We start from the raw sequence: 17,731 nt of genomic DNA on the forward strand, positions 1-17,731 counted from the left end.
GGTTCCTCTGGATGGGCGCTACCGGGCCAGGATGCCTGCCAGCGCGGCCAATTCCTTGGGGGGATTGGGTTTGGGATCTCGGATGCGGGAGAAGGGGTTGATGACCAGTTCCCCGTGCTGCGAACCAAGATAGAAGGAAGTCTCGCCCGCGGCGAGCCGTTTCACGGCCTCGGCGCCCCACATGCTGCCCCAGATGCGGTCCAGGGCCGTCGGACTGCCGCCCCGCTGGATGTGGCCCAGCACCACGACCCGCAGGTCGAGGTTGTACTCGGCCTGGAGGCGCTCGCTGATCTTGTAGGCGCCGCCGGTGAAGTCGCCCTCGGCGACCACCACGATGCTGGAGCGCTTCCCGCGCTGCCAGCCGGCCTTGAGCTGGGAAACCAGGGCATCGTAGCCCTGGTTGTCCGATTCCGGGTAGAGGACGGCCTCGGCGCCGCAGGCGATGGCGGTGTTGACCGCGATCATTCCCGAGCTGCGGCCCATGACCTCCACCAGGAAGATGCGCTCGTGGGCGCTGGCGGTGTCGCGGATCCGGTCGATGGCCTGGACCGCCGTGTTGAGGGCGGTGTCGAAGCCCAGGGTCCGGTCGGTGCCGGGCAGGTCGTTGTCGATGGTGCCGGGAATCCCGGCGCAGGGGATGTTGTGTTCCCGGTTGAGGAGCTCGGCGCCGGTGAAGCTGCCGTCGCCGCCGATGACCACCAGGCCGTCCACGCCGGCGTCCCGGAGGTCCTGGGCGGCCTTGGCGCGCACGGCGGGCAGGTGCCAGGCCTCGCACCGGGCGGTGTTGAGGATGGTGCCGCCGCGCTGGAGGATATTGGCGCAGTTGCGGGAGGTCAAAGGCCGCCAGTCCTGCTCCACGAGCCCCTGGAAGCCCCGCCAGATTCCGTAGACGTTGATGTTCAGGGAATCAGCCGTTCGAACGACCGCACGGATGGCGGCATTCATGCCGGGAGCGTCCCCACCAGAAGTAAGTACAGCTATTCTCAACCCTTCACCTTCCTGCTCGATTTGCGGCCACCTTTGGCCGGGAGTTTTTTCGTCTTGGAGGATTTGGAGGATTTTGAGGACTTGGCGGACCGGGAGGCGCGGCGGGTCTTGCCGGCCTTGGCGCCCCGGGTGTCCTTGAGATGGGTCTCGGGCGGGGGGAGGGGGGGGGGTTCCACGATGCCGCGAGGGACCGGCGGCAGGTCGCCCTCACCGACGCCCTGGGCCTGGGCCCGCTCCGCGCGGGCCTTCAGGACGGGATCCGGAGGGGGGGGCTGGGCACCCAGGATGAAGCAGCCGAGGAAGAGAACAATCAATTTTCGGGATCGAACCATTCGCCTGACTCCGGGGCCGTCCCCTCCACGATAACCCAGGAGGGTCCCACGGCGAAATCACCCCTGCTTGCCTGCCCGCAGCTTCGAGAAGAATTCAGCGATGATGGCGTCGGCCTCGGGCTTGACGATGTCGGCCTCCTGGGCCTTGCGGTCCAGGATGTCCCGCCCGGCCGACGCGGAGAAGATCGTCTCCTGGGCCATGGGCTGGAGGTTCTTCAGGATGTACTCGGAGACGTCGATGAGGCGGTGGCCCACCTTCTCCAGCTTCTGGCGGACGATGTCCTGGTACTGGAACAGGTCGTAGACGCCCTGGATGTTGTACGTGCCGTTGTCGGCGTGGAGGGCGATGCTCTCCATCTTCTCGATGAGGTTGGTCAGGTCGTCCGAGGGGGGCACCAGGCGGGTGAGGATCTCCTGGCAGTCCTTGGCCAGCACCTGGATCTCCTCGAAGCTGTTCTGGACGACTTCCATCTGGGAGATCACGCGTTCAGCCCCGCCCTCCTGCTCGTGGGCGATCTGGATGAGCTGGTCGGGGATGGCCGGGGTCCGGGGTTGGCTGGACGCGTTCGGATCTGTCATGTATGCCCCATGCGATGAACTATATTGACCCATCTAGATATCGTCCACCACTGTTACCACCGTTAGAATCCCTATCGCGGAATTTCCGTCCCGGCGCGATACACTCCCCTAGGGCAACCTGAGCCGCCCCGATGCCGGAGTCAACATGTCAACTATTCCCGATTCCCAGCCCACTGGAGGTTCCGTCCTCGCAAGCTGCCTCGTGCCCTTCCCGGCTTCGGAAAAAATCTATGTGCCCGGCTCCCGGCCCGACCTGCGGGTGCCCCTGCGCCGCATCAGCCTCCACCCCACCCGGGACTTCGACGGCACCCTGACGCCCAACGCCCCCCTGGACCTCTACGACACCACGGGCCCCTACACCGACCCCCAGGGCGGGGTTGACCTGGCCCGCGGGCTCAAGCCCCTTCGCCTGGCCTGGATCCAGGAGCGCGGGGACGTGGAGGAGCTGCCCGGCGCCACCAGCCTCTACCGCAAACTGCGGGAACGGGACCCGGAGCTGGACCGCATCCGCTTCCACGCCGAGCGCCAGCCCATGCGGGCCCGGGCCGGCCGGAACGTCTCCCAGATGCACTACGCCCGCCAGGGCATCATCACCCCCGAAATGGAGTTCATCGCCATCCGGGAGAACATGGGCCGCGAGGCCGCCGGCATCAAGAGCCACATCACGCCCGAGTTCGTGCGCAGCGAGGTGGCCCGGGGACGCGCCGTGATCCCCTGCAACATCAACCACCCCGAGACCGAGCCCATGATCATCGGGCGCAGCTTCCTGGTGAAGATCAACGCCAACATCGGCAACTCCGCCGTGGCCTCCACCATCGAGGAGGAGGTGGAGAAGATGGCCTGGTCCATCCGCTGGGGCGCCGACACCGTCATGGACCTGTCCACGGGCGACAACATCCACGAGACCCGGGAGTGGATCCTCCGCAACTCCCCCGTGCCCATCGGCACCGTGCCCATCTACCAGGCCCTGGAGAAGGTCAACGGCAAGGCCGAGGACCTCACCTGGGAGATCTTCCGGGACACCCTCATCGAGCAGGCCGAGCAGGGCGTGGACTACTTCACCATCCACGCCGGCGTGCGCCTGCGCTACGTGCCCATGACCGCCAAGCGCATGACGGGCATCGTCAGCCGGGGCGGCTCGATCCTGGCCAAGTGGTGCCTGGCGCACCACCAGGAGAACTTCCTCTACACGCACTTCGAGGACATCTGCGAGATCATGGCGGCCTACGACGTGGCCTTCTCCCTGGGGGACGGGCTGCGCCCGGGCTCCACGGCCGACGCCAACGACGAGGCCCAGTTCGCCGAGCTGGACACCCTCGGGGAGCTCACGAAGATCGCCTGGAAGCATGACGTCCAGGTCATCATCGAGGGCCCCGGCCACGTGCCCATGCACCTCATCAAGGAGAACATGGACCGCCAGCTGGAGGTCTGCGGCGAGGCGCCCTTCTATACCCTGGGCCCGCTCACCACCGACGTGGCCCCCGGCTACGACCACATCACCTCGGCCATCGGCGCGGCCATGATCGGGTGGTACGGCACGGCCATGCTCTGCTACGTGACCCCCAAGGAGCACCTGGGCCTGCCCAACAAGAAGGACGTGAAGGACGGGGTCATCGCCTACAAGATCGCCGCCCACGCCGCCGACCTGGCCAAGGGGCACCCCGGCGCCCGCCTCTGGGACGACGCCATGAGCAAGGCCCGGTTCGAGTTCCGCTGGGAGGACCAGTTCAACCTGGCCATGGACCCGGACACCGCCCGGGAGTTCCACGACGAGACCCTGCCGGCCGAAGGGGCCAAGGTGGCCCACTTCTGCTCCATGTGCGGCCCCCACTTCTGTTCCATGAAGATCACCCAGGACGTGCGGGAGTACGCCAAGACCCACGGCCTCGCCGAGGAGGAGGCCCTGGCCGCCGGCATGGAGGAGAAGAGCAAGGAATTCGAGGCCACGGGTGCGGAGATCTACCATCAGGCGTAGTAATCTTTTCCGGTGGAACCCAACCGACCCGACCCCGACGCCCTGCTCAAGACCGTCCAAGAAGAGGAAGCCCGGAAATCGCGGGCCCGGCTGAAGATCTTCTTCGGCATGGCCCCCGGCGTGGGCAAGACCTTCGCCATGCTGCAGGATGCCCAGCTCCGGATGATGGAGGGCGTGGAGGTGGTGGCGGGCGTGGTGGAGACCCACGGCCGGGCCGAGACCATGGCCCTCACCGCCGGCCTGGAGTTCCTGCCCAAGCGCCAGCTGCCCTACCGCGGCGTCCAGATGGAGGAATTCGACGTGGAGGCGGCCCTCAGGCGCCGCCCCGCGCTGATCCTCATGGACGAGCTGGCCCACACCAACGTGCAGGGCTCCCTTCACGTCAAGCGCTGGCAGGACGTGTTCGACCTCCTGGAGGCGGGCATCGACGTGTACTCCACCGTCAACGTCCAGCACCTGGAGAGCCTCAAGGACACCGTGGCCCAGATCACCGGGGTCATCGTGAGGGAGAGCATCCCCGACACGATCCTCAACCGCGCCGACCAGATCGAGCTGGTGGACATCCCCCCGGAGGAGCTCCTGGAGCGCCTGAAGGAGGGCAAGGTCTACGTGCCCGACCAGGCCCAGTACGCCTCCGAGCGGTTCTTCCGCAAGGGGAACCTCCTGGCCCTGCGCGAGCTGGCCCTGCGCCGCACCGCCCAGCACGTGGACGCGGACATGCGCCGCTACATGGAGGCCCAGGGCCTCAAGGGCAGGACCTGGGCCGCCGGCGAGCGCATCCTCGTGTGCATCAACTCGAAGCCCCGCTCCGCGAGCCTGATCCGCGCCGGGAGGCGCCTGGCGGAGTCCATGGGCGCCCCGTGGATCGCGCTGTACGTGGAGACCGGCAAGCACATCCGCTACTCCGACGAGGAGCGGGCCCACCTCGAGGACCACCTGCGCCTCGCCGAGCGCCTCGGGGCCGAGACCTCCGTGATCCAGGGGGACCTTTCCACGGGCGAGGACATCCTGGCCTTCGCCCTGGCCCACAACGTCACCCGCATCATCCTGGGCAAGCCCACCCGCTCGCGCCTGCCGGCCTTCATCGCGGGCTCCCTGGTGGACGACCTGGTGCGGCTGACCAGCACCATCGAGATCCACGTCATCCCCGGGGAGGTCCCCGACACCGCCAGGCGCCGGCGCAAGGCGCTTCCCGCAGGCGCGGGGCCGGCCCCGGCCCACTTCATCTGGGGCGCGGTCATGGTGGCCGTCATCACCGGCGCGTGTCTCCTCGTGGGCCGCCGTTTCGAACTGGCCGACCACGTCATGCTCTACATGCTGGGCATCCTGCTGGTGGCCACGCGCTTCGGGCGGCTGCCGTCGCTCGTGGCCGCGGGCCTCAGCGTCCTTTCCCTGGATTTCTTCTTCGTGCCGCCCATCCGGTCCTTCGCGGTGGGCGACCTCAAGCACATCGCCACGTTCGCCGTGATGCTGCTGGTGGGAGCCGTCATCGGCAACCTCACGGAGCGCATCCGCGCGCAGATGCGCCTGGCGCGCACCCGCGAGCAGCGCCTGCGCGCCCTGTTCCGCCTGAGCCGCGAGCTGACCCGCACCTTCGGCTCGCAGGCCATGATGGACGTCTCCATCCGCATCCTGGCCGACCACTTCCAGAGCAGCATCTCCATCTCGCTGCCGGGCCCCGGGGGGCGGCTCGTGGCCCACCGGGACGCCAAGGCCCCGCCCATGGGCGAGGACGAACTGGGCGTGGCCCAGTGGGTCTACGACCACCACGAGGCCGCGGGCCTGGGCACCGACACCCTGCCCGGCGCCCATGCACTGTACCTGCCCCTCAAGGGCTCCCACGGCCTCATCGGCGTCCTGGGCATCCAGCCCTTGGCCGCGGCCGGCGCCGAGAGCATGGAACCCGATCAGCGCCACCTCATGGAGGCCTTCGCGAACCACACCGCCCTGGCCCTGGAGCGCACCATCCTTTCCGAGAAGAACCTGGACACCCAGCGCCGCATGGACCGGGAGCAGGTGCGCAGCGCCCTCCTGTCCTCGGTGTCCCACGACCTGAGCATGCCCCTGGCCGGCATCACCTCCGCCGCCCGCGCCCTCCTGGAGAGCGACGCGGATCTCACCCCCGAGGCCCGCCACCAGCTGGCCGCCGTCATCCACGACGAGGGCCACCAGCTGAGCCGCCTGGTCACCAACCTCCTGGACGCCACCCGCCTGGAATCGGGCGTCGAGCTCAAGAAGGAATGGATGGCCGTCCCGGAGCTGGTGGAGACCGCCCTCGCCCGCCTCAAGCCCCTCATGCCCGACCGCACGGTGAACCTGGAACTGCCCGCCAACCTTCCCCGGTTCCAGGCCGACCCCGTGCTCATGGAGCAGGTGCTGATCAACCTCCTGGAGAACGCCCACCGCTACTCCCCCCCCGGCCAGCCCGTCGAGATCAAGTCCTGGGCCACCGACCGGGCCCTGACGATCTGCGTTTCCGACCATGGCCCCGGCATCCCCGAGGAGCAGGAGGAACGGATCTTCGAGAAGCTGGTGCGCTTCCAGCAGGGCGAATCGAGGCTGGGCGCCGGCCTGGGCCTGGCCATCTGCAAGGGCGTCATGGACGCCCATGGCGGGAAGATCCAGGCCAGCAACCGGCCTCAGGGCGGGGCGAGCTTCAGGATCAGCCTGCCGCTGGAAGGGAAGGCACCGGCCCGGGCCTCCGAGGAGTGAGCAGGGAGCCGGTCAGCGCAACCGGAGGCCCCCGGTTACGAAGCCGGACGCATCGGCTTCCGGACGACGAGGTTGCAGCCCTTGACCCGGAGGTCCTCTTCCGTCAGCCCCCGGAATTCGCGGCAGCGGTGCCGGGCGGCCTCGGGACAGGTCTCGAACAGTTCGACGCGGTCCTTGATGATCTCGAACCCGGCGGCCCTGAACCCGCCGACCAGTTCGGAATGGCGGAGGCGGTTGGTGTAGAACCCTGAACGGGCGAACCAGTCCCGTTCCCAGAGTCCGGAACCGATGCGCAGGTTGTTCAGGGTGCCCCCCAGCATGTCCCGGAAGTCCACCCGGTGGGAGCCCACGCCGCCCGGGCGGGTGATGCGGAACAGCTCCCTAAGGTAGGCCGGCACCTCGGCGCGCCGGACATGCTGAAGCACGGTGTGGGAAATCACCAGGTCGAACGTGTCCCCGGCCTGGCCGCAAAGGCAGGGCAGGCCTTCGGTCTGGTACCGGACCCTGGATCGGGCCACCTCGGGAGGCAGGGTCACTCCGCACAGGGCCAGGGCTTCGGGCGTGAGGTAGGCCGCGGGCTCGAACAACCGCTGGACGTCCACCAGGCAGATCGTCTCGAACCCCGCAGCCAGCGCATTGCCGATGGTGAAGCCGCCTTCCCCCGGTCCCAGTTCCAGGAACGCCTTTGTGGGCGCCCCCTGGCAGTGGACGAGGGCGCCGGCGTGGCTGTCCCAGACTCGGCGGGCATAGGCCGGGTCTTCCATCCGCCCATGTTCGAACAACCCGAGGGCCTTCCAGTGGCGGTGCGCAATGGGCACACGGCCCAGAGCCACCTTGATGGCGATCCTCAGCCACCAGGGCAAGCCGATCTGGGCGGCGAGCGTTCGAATCTTCATGGACATAATGTCCGTTTGTGCCACCGGCAGCCCTCATCATGGCGATCAACCCACCGGGCCACAAGCCCTCTTTCGTGCGCCTTCCCCGCCCCTGCCGGTCCAAGGCGACCTTGATATGCACGCTCGTCCTCTTGTCCCCCAGCTACTTCAGCGGCCGCTGCGGGGAGGGCCTCTGCCCCCCTCGGGTTCCTGAAGGCCCCGGCGTCCTGGTTTTTCCGGGGAGGAACCGTGGGAAGGCCCCGCCTCCCGGCCCTGCTCTGCGCAAATTTCTCCACGCAGGCTTGGGTTGCCTTCGGTCCCTACCTCGCCAGCGTGATCTTGATATCCCCTCCCGGCCCCTGGTCCCCCGGCTTGTTCTGGGGGCGGTTCGGGTCGAGCCGCGGGGCCTGGGGGGCCAGGGGCGCGCCGCCGGCCTCCCGGCCCAGACCGGAGCTGATGGACATGCCCTTGTCCATGTTGGACCGGGACATCTCGGCGGTGGAGGCGATGCCCTCCAGGCGGAGCTTGAACTCGCCCACGTTGGTGGCGCGCTTCAGGGCCTCCTCGACGGTGATGAGGCCTTCCTGGAGGAGGAAGTAGAGGCTCTGGTCGAAGGTCTGCATGCCGTACTGGGACGTGCCCTGGGCGATGACGTCCTTGAGGCCCTTGGTCTTGTCCTTGTCCTCGATGCAGGCCTTGACGGTCTCGGTGGCGATGAGGACCTCCACGGCGGGCACCCGGCCCTGGCCGTCGGCCCGGGGGACGAGGCGCTGGGAGATGACCGCCTTGAGGACCTGGCTCAGCTGGATGCGGATCTGCTTCTGGTGGTGGGGGGGGAACACGGAGATGACGCGGTTGATGGTCTCGGAGGCGTCCAGGGTGTGGAGGGTGGAGAACACCAGGTGGCCGGTCTCGGCGGCGTGGATGGCGGTCTCGATGGTCTCGTAGTCGCGCATCTCGCCCACGAGGATGACGTCGGGGTCCTGGCGGAGGGCGGCCCGCAGGGCGGTGGCGAAGCTCTTGCAGTCGGCCTCCACCTCGCGCTGGTTGATGATGGAGAGGTTGTCCCGGTGGAGATACTCGATGGGGTCCTCGATGGTGAGGATGTGCTCGCTCCGGGTGGCGTTGATCAGGTCGATCATGGCGGCCAGGGTGGTGGACTTGCCCGAGCCGGTGGTGCCGGTGACCAGGACCAGCCCGCGCTGCTCCTCGCAGATCTTGTTCAGGGCCCGGGGCAGCATCAGGTCCTCGATGGAGAAGATGCGCCGGGGGATGACGCGCAGGACCATGCCCACGGTGCCCCGCTGGTTGAAGATGTTGCACCGGAACCGGCCCAGGGCGGGGACCGAGTACGCGAGATCGATATCCATGTTTTCTTTGAACTTAGCCTTCTGGCGGTCCGTGGCCATGATGGAGTAGGCCATGGCGATGGTGTCCTCCTGGACCAGCTTCTTGAACTGGGTCAGGGGGGTCAGGCGGCCCTTCACCCGGGCGATGGGGTAGTTGCCGACCTTCAGATGCAGGTCGGACCCTCCCAGGTCGACGATTGTGGTGAGCAATTCATTGATATGCATGACCCGCTCCGCGACTTTTTCCTTGAATCCATGGAAGGTTTCCGCACCATCTTAAGCCTTCCGGGCAATTCCGGGATGGGTGAAATGCCTTTTGTCTGTTAAAATCGAAGGTTCTGCCGGGACCGCACCCGGCTGCCAGATCTTTCCAAGGACCCGAATGACCGCCATCGAGAAGATCCGCAACATCGCCATCATCGCCCACGTCGATCATGGCAAGACCACCCTGGTGGACGCCATGTTCAAGGGCGCCCACATGTTCCGGGACAACCAGAGGGTCCAGGAACGGGCCATGGACAGCAACGACCAGGAACGGGAACGCGGCATCACCATCCTCGCGAAGACCACGGCCATGCACTGGGGCGGCTACCGCTTCAACATCGTCGACACCCCCGGCCACGCCGACTTCGGCGGCGAGGTGGAGCGCGTGCTGAGCATGGTGGACTCGGTCCTCCTGGTGGTGGACGCCTTCGACGGCCCCATGCCCCAGACCAAGTTCGTCACCCGCAAGGCGCTGGCCCTGGGCCTGCGGCCCATCGTGGTCATCAACAAGGTGGACCGCCCCGGCGCGCGCCCCCTGTGGAGCCAGGACGCGGTGTTCGAGCTCCTCATCGAGCTGGGCGCCACCGAGGAGCAGCTGGACTTCTGCTGCGTGTTCGCCAGCGCCAAGCAGGGCTACGCGATGATGGACATCAACGATCCCGCCGACAGCCTCGATCCGCTGTTCGACGCCATCGTCAAGCACTGCCCGGCCCCCAAGGGCGACCCCGAGGCGCCCCTGCAGATGCTGGTCACCCTCATGGACTACAACGACTTCGTCGGACAGATCGGCATCGGCCGCATCGTCAACGGCCGGATCAAGGTGGGCGAGCAGGTCGCGCTCATCAAGCGGGACGGCACCATCCAGAGCCAGAAGGTCTCCATGCTCTACGGCTTCGAGGGCCTGACCCGCGTGAACCTCACCGAGGCCTCCTCGGGCGAGATCATCGCCCTGGCCGGCATCCCCGACATCCGGGTGGGCGAGACCATCGCCAGCCTGGAGAGCCCCCAGGCCCTGGAGTACGTGGACATCGACGAGCCCACCATCTCCATGATGTTCGTCGTGAACAACGGCCCCTTCGCGGGCCAGGACGGCAAGCACACCCAGAGCCGCCGCATCCGCGAGCGCCTGACCAAGGAGCTCCAGCACAACGTCGCCCTGAGGGTGGAGGACTCCGAGAGCCCCGACAGCTTCAAGGTCTCCGGCCGCGGCGAGCTGCACCTGGCCGTGCTCATCGAGACCATGCGCCGCGAGGGCTTCGAGCTCTGCGTGAGCCGCCCCGAGGTGATCCTGCACACCGACCCCGTCACCGGCGAGAAGCTGGAGCCCTACGAGGACATCACCATCGACGTGCCCGAGGAGTTCATGGGCGTGGTCATGGAGAAGCTGGGTTCCCGCAAGGCCGAGATGCAGGACATGGCCAACGAGATGGGCCGCATCCGCCTGCACTTCAAGATCCCCAGCCGCGGCCTCATCGGCTACCGCTCTGAGTTCATGACCGACACCCGCGGGGAAGGCATCATCCACAGCCTCTTCAGCCACTACGGTCCCTACAAGGGCGAACTGCCCCGGCGCAAGAACGGCGTGCTCATCTCCATGGACCAGACCGAGGCCGTGGGCTTCGCGCTCATGAGCCTGGAGGACCGCGGCGTCATGTTCGTGCATCCCGGCTTCAAGTGCTACGAGGGCATGATCGTCGGCGAGCACGCCCGCGAGAACGACCTGGTGGTCAATATCGGCAAGGTCAAGAAGCTCAGCAACATGCGTTCCTCCGGCGCCGACGAGGCCACCCGCATCACCCCGCCCCGGGACCACACCCTGGAGCAGGCCCTGGAGTACATCGAGAACGACGAGCTGGTGGAGGTCACCCCCAACTTCGTCCGCATGCGCAAGCGCATCCTCTCGGAGAACGACCGCAAGAAGGCCGACCGCAAGTCCAACAACTAGAATTGACCGAGGCGGGCCGGGTCCTGGGACCCGGCCCGCCCGCGTACGCCGATACCGGAAAACGATCAATGGCATAGCCAAAAGATATTGGACAGGGCCCCCCATACCCGCCAATGCTTGAGGCTCCGCCTGAATCCGACCGTGGCGCAGGATGCCTCCAGGAGGATTCCCTCCGTTTCCCGCCTCGCGCCCCGCGGGGCAGCCCCCTTCCCGAGGACTGCGCCATGCTCGATTTCCGGAACCTCCCCGTCAAACGAAAGATCCAGCTCGTGGTCGCCACCTTCAGCTTCGTGCTCCTTGCGACCCTGGGGCTGGCCATCAAGGACGTGTGGGCCGCCCAGACCCGGTGCGAGCAGATCTACCACGACCAGCTCCTGCCCGTGGGCGACCTCACCACCGTGCGCACCGCCACCCTGCGGGCCCTGGTCCTGGCCAACAACCACCTGCGGGCCTCCACCCCCGCCGAGAAGGCGGCCATCGAAGCCGACATGGACAAGATGGACGAGAACCTCTCGGCGGCCTGGGAACGCTACAAGGCCTCCCTGACGACCGAGGTCGCCATGAAGGTGGGACCCCAGTACCACGCCCTCCTCCTCGAGCAGATGCGGGTCCGGCGGGACCTGGTCCTGCCCGCCTCGCGCAAGGGGGATGCGGAAGGGGGGCGGCGGATCCTCCGGGACCTGATCGACCCCCTCGACCGCCAGATGGGACCGCTGGGGGCCGCCCTGGTGAAGGACAACGCCCGCCGGGCCTCGGAAGCCCTGGAGAACGGCCGGGCCCAGTTCCGCCGCGGGACGACCCTGGGCATCAGCTTCGCCTCGCTGGGCATCCTCGCGGGGGCCCTCCTGGGCTGGGTCCTGGTCAAGCAGGTGAATGATCCCCTCGTCGCCTTCGGCAAGCTCCTGGGCACGGTGGCCGAAGGCGACCTCACCGCCCGGGCGACGCTGGACCGGAAGGACGAGTTCGGCGAAATGGGCGCGCGCCTGAACGCGATGGTGGACCGCCTCCATGCGGTTCTCACCGACGTTCGCGGCGGCGTGGAGGGCGTGGCCAGCGGCGCCATCCAGCTCTCGGCCTCCGCGGACCAGATGGCCACGACGTCCCAGGACATCGCCAAGGCCTCGGAGAACCTGCGCCAGGGCAGCGAGTCCATGTCGGCCTCCGTGAACGAATTGTCCTACTCCATCGACGCGATGAACGCCGGGGCCCAGTCCTCCCTGAAGCTGCTGGACGAGGCCCTGCGGGCCACGGACCGGGGCCAGGCGGCGGGCTCCAGCACCCATGCGGCCATGGGCGAGATCGCCGGCACGGCCGGCCAGATCTCGACGGCGGTCGGCGTCATCCAGGAGATCGCCAACCAGACCAACCTGCTGTCCCTCAACGCCGCCATCGAGGCCGCCAAGGCCGGCACCCACGGCAAGGGGTTCTCCGTGGTGGCCGAGGAGGTGCGCAAGCTGGCCGAGCGCAGCGGCTCCTCCGCCAAGGAAGTGAGCGCCCTCATCTCCGCGGCCCGGGAGGCCGTGACCAAGGGCGAGGCCACGGTGGGCACCACGGTGGAGACCCTGGAGGCCATCCGCCGGACCCTGAGCGATTTCGCCGACCAGACCCGCTCCGTGGCGGCGGCCACCGTGGAACAGGCCACCGCCGGCGCCGACGTGTCCCGGCAGGTGGACGCCAGCTCCCAGCAGGCCATCGCGGTGGCTTCCGCGGTGACCCAGATGTCGGCCTCCAATGCGGAGGTGGCCCGCACGGCCCAGGAACTGACGAGGCTGTCGGAGGACCTTCAGTCGAAGGTCCGCCATTTCACCCTTTAAGAGCCTGTCTTCGGGACAGGCTAGGGAACGATCCGGGTGCCCGTCTCGCCGCGCAGGGCCTGGGCGAGGTGGGCGGGGTCGGTGATGAGGGCCTCCTTGCCGCCCCCCTCGATGAAGGCCACCACGGCCTGGATCTTGGGCAGCATGCTGCCGGGCTTGAAGTGGCCCTCGGTGATGTACTGCCGGGCCTCGGCCAGGGTCATCTTCGCCAGGGCCCGCTGGGTGGGCTTGCCGAAGTCCAGGCACACCTGCTCCACGGCGGTGGAGATGATGAGCAGTTCGGCGCCCAGCTGCTGGGCCATGAGGCTGGAGGCCAGGTCCTTGTCGATGACGGCGGCGGCGCCGGTGAGGCGGCCTTCGGCGTCCTCCACCACGGGGATGCCCCCGCCGCCCCCGGCCACGACCACGAAGCCGGCGTCCAGGAGGCTCTTGATGGCCTCCAGCTCAAGGATGACCTTGGGCTTGGGCGAGGCCACCACGCGGCGGAAGCCCCGGCCGGCGTCCTCCACCAGGTCCCAGCCGTCCTTGGCCCGGTGCTCGTCGGCCTGGGCGGCGCTCATGAAGGAGCCGATGGGCTTGTTGGGCTTGGCGAAGGCGGGGTCGGCGCGGTCCACCAGCACCTGGGTGACCACCGTGGCGGGGGTGCGGGTCACGCCCCGGCGCTTGAACTCGTTGCGCATGGCTCGCTGCAGGTGGTAGCCCAGGGCGCCCTGGGTGTCGGCCACGCAGGAATCCAGGGGCACCATGTGCAGTTCCTGGGCGGCCAGTTCGGAGCGGCGCAGGATGAATCCCACCTGGGGGCCGTTGCCGTGGGTCACCACCAGGCGGAGGTCCTCCGCCTTGAGCATGGACGCGATATGGACGCAGGTCTCGGCGGCGGCCTCGTACTGGTCGGCCACGGACTGGTGGGAATCGTCCGCGATGAGGGAATTGCCCCCGATGGCGATGACTACGGTCCTGGTCATGGTGTTCCTCCGGTTGGATGAAAAATTTTACCTTTCATGGTAAATTTTTTTCAATCGATTTTTTTGACCTCCTGGTCAATTATCGATCAAAGGATCATCGAGTGATGTCGGGCACATTGGGGGCCCCGATTTCCCCGTGAGCTTGGCCGTTGGTGCATATTTAACGAATCCCGGAGATAGCCATGTCCCTTTCCACCTCTTCCATGGTCCACGACGAAACTTCCATGGGTGAATGGCACCTGCTGCACCTGTCGGCCATGACGAAGATGTCCGAGCTGGCCGCGGCCCTGCTGGCCCAGGACTGGGCCCAGGTGGACCGCGCCTGCCGGTGGGTCTACGAGGTGCTGCGCCCCCACAACGAGGCCGAGGAGCGCGAGCTGCTGCCGCTCCTGGACGAGCTGGGCGCCGAGGCGCTCATGGACCAGCTCATCGGGGACCACCGGGAGATGTGGGACCTCACCCTCCTCCTGCTGGCGGCCAACGCCGGGGGGGTGGTGAAGGAGCCGGGCATCTACCAGGAGCAGGCACGTAGGCTCATGGACCTGATCCGCCAGCACATCGACACCGAGGAGCACGTCATGCTGCCGCTGCTCAAGGGGAAGTCGCTGTACATGGGCGACGAGGTGAACGCCGACGGCTACCTGATCCTGGAGAAGCGCCTCCTGGCCCCCGAGACCTGGAGTTTCATCGTCCAAGCCCCCATGGTGGCCCGGGGCCGCAAGCCCGGCCAGTTCCTCATGGTGGCCCCCTTCGAGAAGAGCGAGCGCATCCCCCTGACCCTGGCCGACGGCGACGCCCGCAAGGGCTGGATCCGCTTCGTCATGGTCGAGGTGGGCGCCACCACCAAGGCCATGGGCAAGCTCAGCCAGGGCGACAAGCTCTTCGCGGTGGCCGGTCCCATGGGCAAGCCCACGGAGCTGGTGGAGGAGGGCACCGTGGTGCTGGTGGCCGGCGGCTACGGCAGCGCGGCCATCCTCCCCGCGGCCCAGGCCCTCAAGGCCCGGGGCCAGCGGGTGATCACCGTGCTGGGAGGCCGCTCCCGTGAGCGCGTGCTCCTGGCGGAGGAGCTGGGCGCCGCGTCCGACGAGCTCATCATCACCACCGACGACGGCACCCTGGGCCGCCAGGGCATCGTCACGCAGCCCCTGGCCGAGATCCTGGAGCGCGAACCCGTGGCCGAGGTGGTGGCCGTGGGCCCCATGCCCATGATGCAGGCGGTCTCCGAGGCCACCCGGGAGCGCGGCATCTTCACGCTGGTGAGCCTCAACGCCCTCATGGTCGACGGCACGGGCATGTGCGGCGGCTGCCGGGTGTCGGTGGGCGGCGAGATGAAGTTCGCGTGCTTCGACGGCCCCGACTTCGACGGCCACAAGGTCGACTTCAACATGCTCCGCATGCGCCAGAACTGGTACAAGGAGGACGAGACCGCGGCCCAGGACCACGTGTGCAACCTGGGCATGTCCAGCCACCCGGTGACGGACGCGGACATGCCCTTCATCGCGCCGGTGGCCGACCTGGACTGGCAGAACCTGGACCTGCCCTCCCTCAAGCCCGCCCAGCGCATGAAGATCCCCCGCCAGGTGGCGGCCTGCCAGGATCCGGCCATCCGCGTGGGCAACTTCTCGGAAGTGACCCTGGCGCTGAACGCCGAGCAGGCCCGGCTGGAGGCCGCGCGCTGCCTGGACTGCAAGGTGCCCAAGTGCATCGAGGGGTGCCCGGTCAACATCGACATCCCGGCCTTCGTCAAGCGCATCGAGGCCGGCGATCCCCTGGGCGCCGCCCGCATCCTCAAGCAGTCCTCGAGCCTGCCCGCCGTGTGCGGCCGGGTGTGCCCGCAGGAGAAGCAGTGCGAGGCCAAGTGCGTGGTGGGCATCAAGGGGGAGGCCGTGGGCATCGGGCGCCTGGAGCGCTTCGCCGCCGACGCGCTGCTGGCCGCCGAGCCCGAGACGCCGCCCATGGCGCCGGCCACGGGCCGCAAGGTGGCCGTGGTGGGCGCGGGCCCCGCGGGCCTCACCGTCGCCGGCGAGCTGGCCGGGAAGGGCCACGACGTCACGGTCTACGACGCCCTGCACCGCCCCGGAGGCGTGCTGCTCTACGGCATTCCCGAGTTCCGCCTGCCCAACGCCATCGTGGAGAAGGAAGTGGACACGCTGCGCCGCATGGGCGTGAAGTTCGTCCTGAACACCCTGGTGGGCCGCTCCATGACCCTGGCCGAGCTCCGGTCCGAAAACGACGCCGTGTTCATGGGCACCGGCGCGGGCCTGCCCGGCATGCTGGGGATCCCGGGCGAGGACTTCAAGGGCATCTACACAGCCAACGAGTTCCTCACCCGCATCAACCTCATGCGCGCCGACCTCTTCCCCGAATCCGGCACGCCGGTGACGGTCGGCAGGCACGTGGTCATCGTGGGCTGCGGCAACACCGCCATGGACGCCTCCCGCGCCGCGCGGCGCCTGGGCCCCGAATCGGTCTCGATCGTCTACCGCCGCACCATCAAGGAATCCACCGCCCGCAAGGAGGAGCTGGAGCACACCGAGGAGGAGGGCGTCCACTTCCACTTCCTCACCAACCCCCTGCGCTGCATCGGCAACGACAAGGGCTGGATCACCCACATCGAGTGCGCCGTCATGGAGCTCACCGAACCCGGCCCCGACGGCCGCCGCGGCGTGCGCGCCACCGCCGAGACCGTGACCCTGCCCTGCGACACCCTGGTGGTGGCCCTGGGCTTCTCCGTGAATCCGCTGATCGCCCAGACCGAGGACCGCCTCAAGACCCTCAAGGGCGGCGTGGTGCGGGTGGACGAGGCCACCGGGGAGACCACGGTGCCGGGCGTCTTCGCCGGCGGCGACGTCATCACGGGCGGGGCGACGGTGATCCTGGCCATGGGACAGGGAAGGCGGGCCGCGGAAGCGATGCACAAGCAGCTGATGGGAATCTAGAGGCCGTGGACGCGATCCCCAGCCGGGGCCGCCGACGATAGCCTTCCTGCCGACGCGTGCCAGGGCTCCTGAAACCCCTTGTATATTATCTTTTTTCATCCCCGGCAAATTAAACGCTGAATTTGCCAGGGATGAACGGGGATGGGAAAGGATAAAAAAGATCCTTGTCTGCTCAGCCCCGGGCGTACCGCTGCAGTTTCTGGATGTCCAGGATCCTCACGACCGGGAACGTGCTCTGGATGAGCCCCAGGTCGGCCAGCAGCCGCAGCGCCCTGCTGAAGGCCTCCCGGCTCGCGCCGATGCACTGGGCCAAGTCCTCCTGGGTCTCCTTGAATTCCACGAGGGCCCGGCCGGGGTTGCGGCCCTGGTATTCCAGGATCAGCTGGCCCACCCGCTCGGGGACGCTGTGGAGGCTGAGGGTCTCCACCAGGCTGATGAGGTGGCGGACCTTGCCGGCGAAGTGCTGGATCATGCACATGGCCACGGCGTTGTTCTTGGTGGCCATGATGCGCAGGGCGCCGGCGGGCACCAGCCAGCACTCGGTGTCCCCGTGGGCCTCGGCGCCGCTGGCGGCCACGCCGCCGTCGAACACCTGGACCTCGCCCACGCAGGTGCCGGGCTGGAGGATGTCGATGACCTGGATCTTGCCGCGGCCGTCGGTGCGGAACACCTTCAGGGCGCCCTGCACCACCACGAAGACGCCGGGCATGGCCTCACCCTGGGTGAAGACGGGGCTGCCGTTGGGATACCGCCGCAGCTCGCTGACGGTGGCCAACTCCTCGGCTTCCGCCGCAGGCAGTCCTGCCAGGTAGTCGATGCGTCTCAGATTCACGATGGCCTGCCCCATGAGCACCCCAATTGCACAGTGATTTGTATCACACAACGAGGGCGACCGTGAATCTCTGTGCGGGTCTATAGCAGACCACCCGGTAGGAAATTGGACTTTTCCGCACGCGCAATCTTCCCAACCTTTGGGAACGGGGAAGGCCGGCGGG

General features: G+C 67.8%; 12 protein-coding genes. 5 read left to right on the forward strand and 7 right to left on the reverse strand.

Annotated elements, in window-relative coordinates:
• Positions 1-18 precede the first annotated feature (18 nt).
• Genes pfkA through RAH40_RS11080 form a run of 3 tightly spaced genes read right to left on the reverse strand, consistent with a single transcriptional unit; the run spans position 19 to position 1,898 of the window.
• Positions 19-987, reverse strand: a complete 969-nt coding sequence (pfkA, locus tag RAH40_RS11070) for a 6-phosphofructokinase (protein WP_306602181.1) — start codon at positions 985-987, stop codon at positions 19-21.
• Entirely contained in the window at positions 984-1,319 is a 336-nt protein-coding gene (locus RAH40_RS11075) for a hypothetical protein (protein ID WP_306602182.1), read from the reverse strand. Before RAH40_RS11075 ends, pfkA begins: the two co-directional genes overlap by 4 nt.
• A 57-nt stretch (positions 1,320-1,376) precedes the next feature.
• A complete protein-coding gene (locus RAH40_RS11080; RefSeq protein WP_306602183.1) occupies positions 1,377-1,898 on the reverse strand; it encodes a hypothetical protein in 522 nt (173 codons plus the stop codon).
• A gap of 145 nt (positions 1,899-2,043) precedes the next feature.
• Here RAH40_RS11080 and thiC point away from each other — a divergent pair, with 145 nt between their 5' ends.
• Together thiC and RAH40_RS11090 are read left to right on the forward strand one after the other, a co-directional pair.
• Positions 2,044-3,873: a phosphomethylpyrimidine synthase ThiC gene (gene thiC, locus RAH40_RS11085; protein ID WP_306602184.1), complete on the forward strand. Its 1,830-nt coding sequence runs from the start codon at positions 2,044-2,046 to the stop codon at positions 3,871-3,873.
• 12 nt (positions 3,874-3,885) lie between these two features.
• The gene (locus RAH40_RS11090) at positions 3,886-6,585 is read left to right on the forward strand and encodes a sensor histidine kinase KdpD (RefSeq protein WP_306602185.1); all 2,700 of its coding nucleotides are present in this window, start codon (positions 3,886-3,888) and stop codon (positions 6,583-6,585) included.
• Between the two features lie 35 nt (positions 6,586-6,620).
• Here the strand turns inward: RAH40_RS11090 and RAH40_RS11095 are convergent, their stop codons facing one another.
• Together RAH40_RS11095 and RAH40_RS11100 are read right to left on the reverse strand one after the other, a co-directional pair.
• Positions 6,621-7,481, reverse strand: coding sequence for a class I SAM-dependent methyltransferase (locus tag RAH40_RS11095; RefSeq protein WP_306602186.1), 861 nt, complete (start codon positions 7,479-7,481; stop codon positions 6,621-6,623).
• A gap of 299 nt (positions 7,482-7,780) precedes the next feature.
• Positions 7,781-9,034 (reverse strand): type IV pilus twitching motility protein PilT, encoded by a 1,254-nt coding sequence (locus RAH40_RS11100; protein ID WP_306602187.1) that lies wholly within the window; start codon positions 9,032-9,034, stop codon positions 7,781-7,783.
• Between the two features lie 157 nt (positions 9,035-9,191).
• Between RAH40_RS11100 and typA the strand changes: the two genes are divergently transcribed.
• A complete protein-coding gene (typA, locus tag RAH40_RS11105) occupies positions 9,192-11,018 on the forward strand; it encodes a translational GTPase TypA (RefSeq protein ID WP_306602188.1) in 1,827 nt (608 codons plus the stop codon).
• A gap of 224 nt (positions 11,019-11,242) precedes the next feature.
• Entirely contained in the window at positions 11,243-12,832 is a 1,590-nt protein-coding gene (locus tag RAH40_RS11110; RefSeq protein WP_306602189.1) for a methyl-accepting chemotaxis protein, read from the forward strand.
• Between the two features lie 20 nt (positions 12,833-12,852).
• Here RAH40_RS11110 and RAH40_RS11115 read toward each other — a convergent pair whose 3' ends face one another.
• On the reverse strand, positions 12,853-13,797 hold the full coding sequence (locus RAH40_RS11115) for a carbamate kinase (RefSeq protein WP_306602190.1): 945 nt from the start codon (positions 13,795-13,797) through the stop codon (positions 12,853-12,855).
• Positions 13,798-13,979: 182 nt separating this feature from the next.
• Between RAH40_RS11115 and gltA the strand changes: the two genes are divergently transcribed.
• Entirely contained in the window at positions 13,980-16,736 is a 2,757-nt protein-coding gene (gene gltA / locus RAH40_RS11120; protein ID WP_306602191.1) for an NADPH-dependent glutamate synthase, read from the forward strand.
• Between the two features lie 172 nt (positions 16,737-16,908).
• Here gltA and RAH40_RS11125 read toward each other — a convergent pair whose 3' ends face one another.
• On the reverse strand, positions 16,909-17,568 hold the full coding sequence (locus tag RAH40_RS11125; RefSeq protein WP_306602192.1) for a Crp/Fnr family transcriptional regulator: 660 nt from the start codon (positions 17,566-17,568) through the stop codon (positions 16,909-16,911).
• Positions 17,569-17,731: the final 163 nt, after the last annotated feature.

The organism is Geothrix sp. 21YS21S-2, from assembly GCF_030846775.1.
GTDB lineage: Bacteria > Acidobacteriota > Holophagae > Holophagales > Holophagaceae > Mesoterricola.

What these genes read in the sequence shown, in the direction of transcription:
- RAH40_RS11110 (WP_306602189.1), top strand. Translation starts at nt 11,243, where the DNA reads ATGCTCGATTTCCGGAACCTCCCCGTCAAACGAAAGATCCAGCTCGTG.
- RAH40_RS11080 (WP_306602183.1), bottom strand. Translation starts at nt 1,898, where the DNA reads ATGACAGATCCGAACGCGTCCAGCCAACCCCGGACCCCGGCCATCCCC.
- gltA (WP_306602191.1), top strand. Translation starts at nt 13,980, where the DNA reads ATGTCCCTTTCCACCTCTTCCATGGTCCACGACGAAACTTCCATGGGT.
- RAH40_RS11115 (WP_306602190.1), bottom strand. Translation starts at nt 13,797, where the DNA reads ATGACCAGGACCGTAGTCATCGCCATCGGGGGCAATTCCCTCATCGCG.
- typA (WP_306602188.1), top strand. Translation starts at nt 9,192, where the DNA reads ATGACCGCCATCGAGAAGATCCGCAACATCGCCATCATCGCCCACGTC.
- RAH40_RS11075 (WP_306602182.1), bottom strand. Translation starts at nt 1,319, where the DNA reads ATGGTTCGATCCCGAAAATTGATTGTTCTCTTCCTCGGCTGCTTCATC.
- thiC (WP_306602184.1), top strand. Translation starts at nt 2,044, where the DNA reads ATGTCAACTATTCCCGATTCCCAGCCCACTGGAGGTTCCGTCCTCGCA.
- RAH40_RS11100 (WP_306602187.1), bottom strand. Translation starts at nt 9,034, where the DNA reads ATGCATATCAATGAATTGCTCACCACAATCGTCGACCTGGGAGGGTCC.
- RAH40_RS11095 (WP_306602186.1), bottom strand. Translation starts at nt 7,481, where the DNA reads ATGAAGATTCGAACGCTCGCCGCCCAGATCGGCTTGCCCTGGTGGCTG.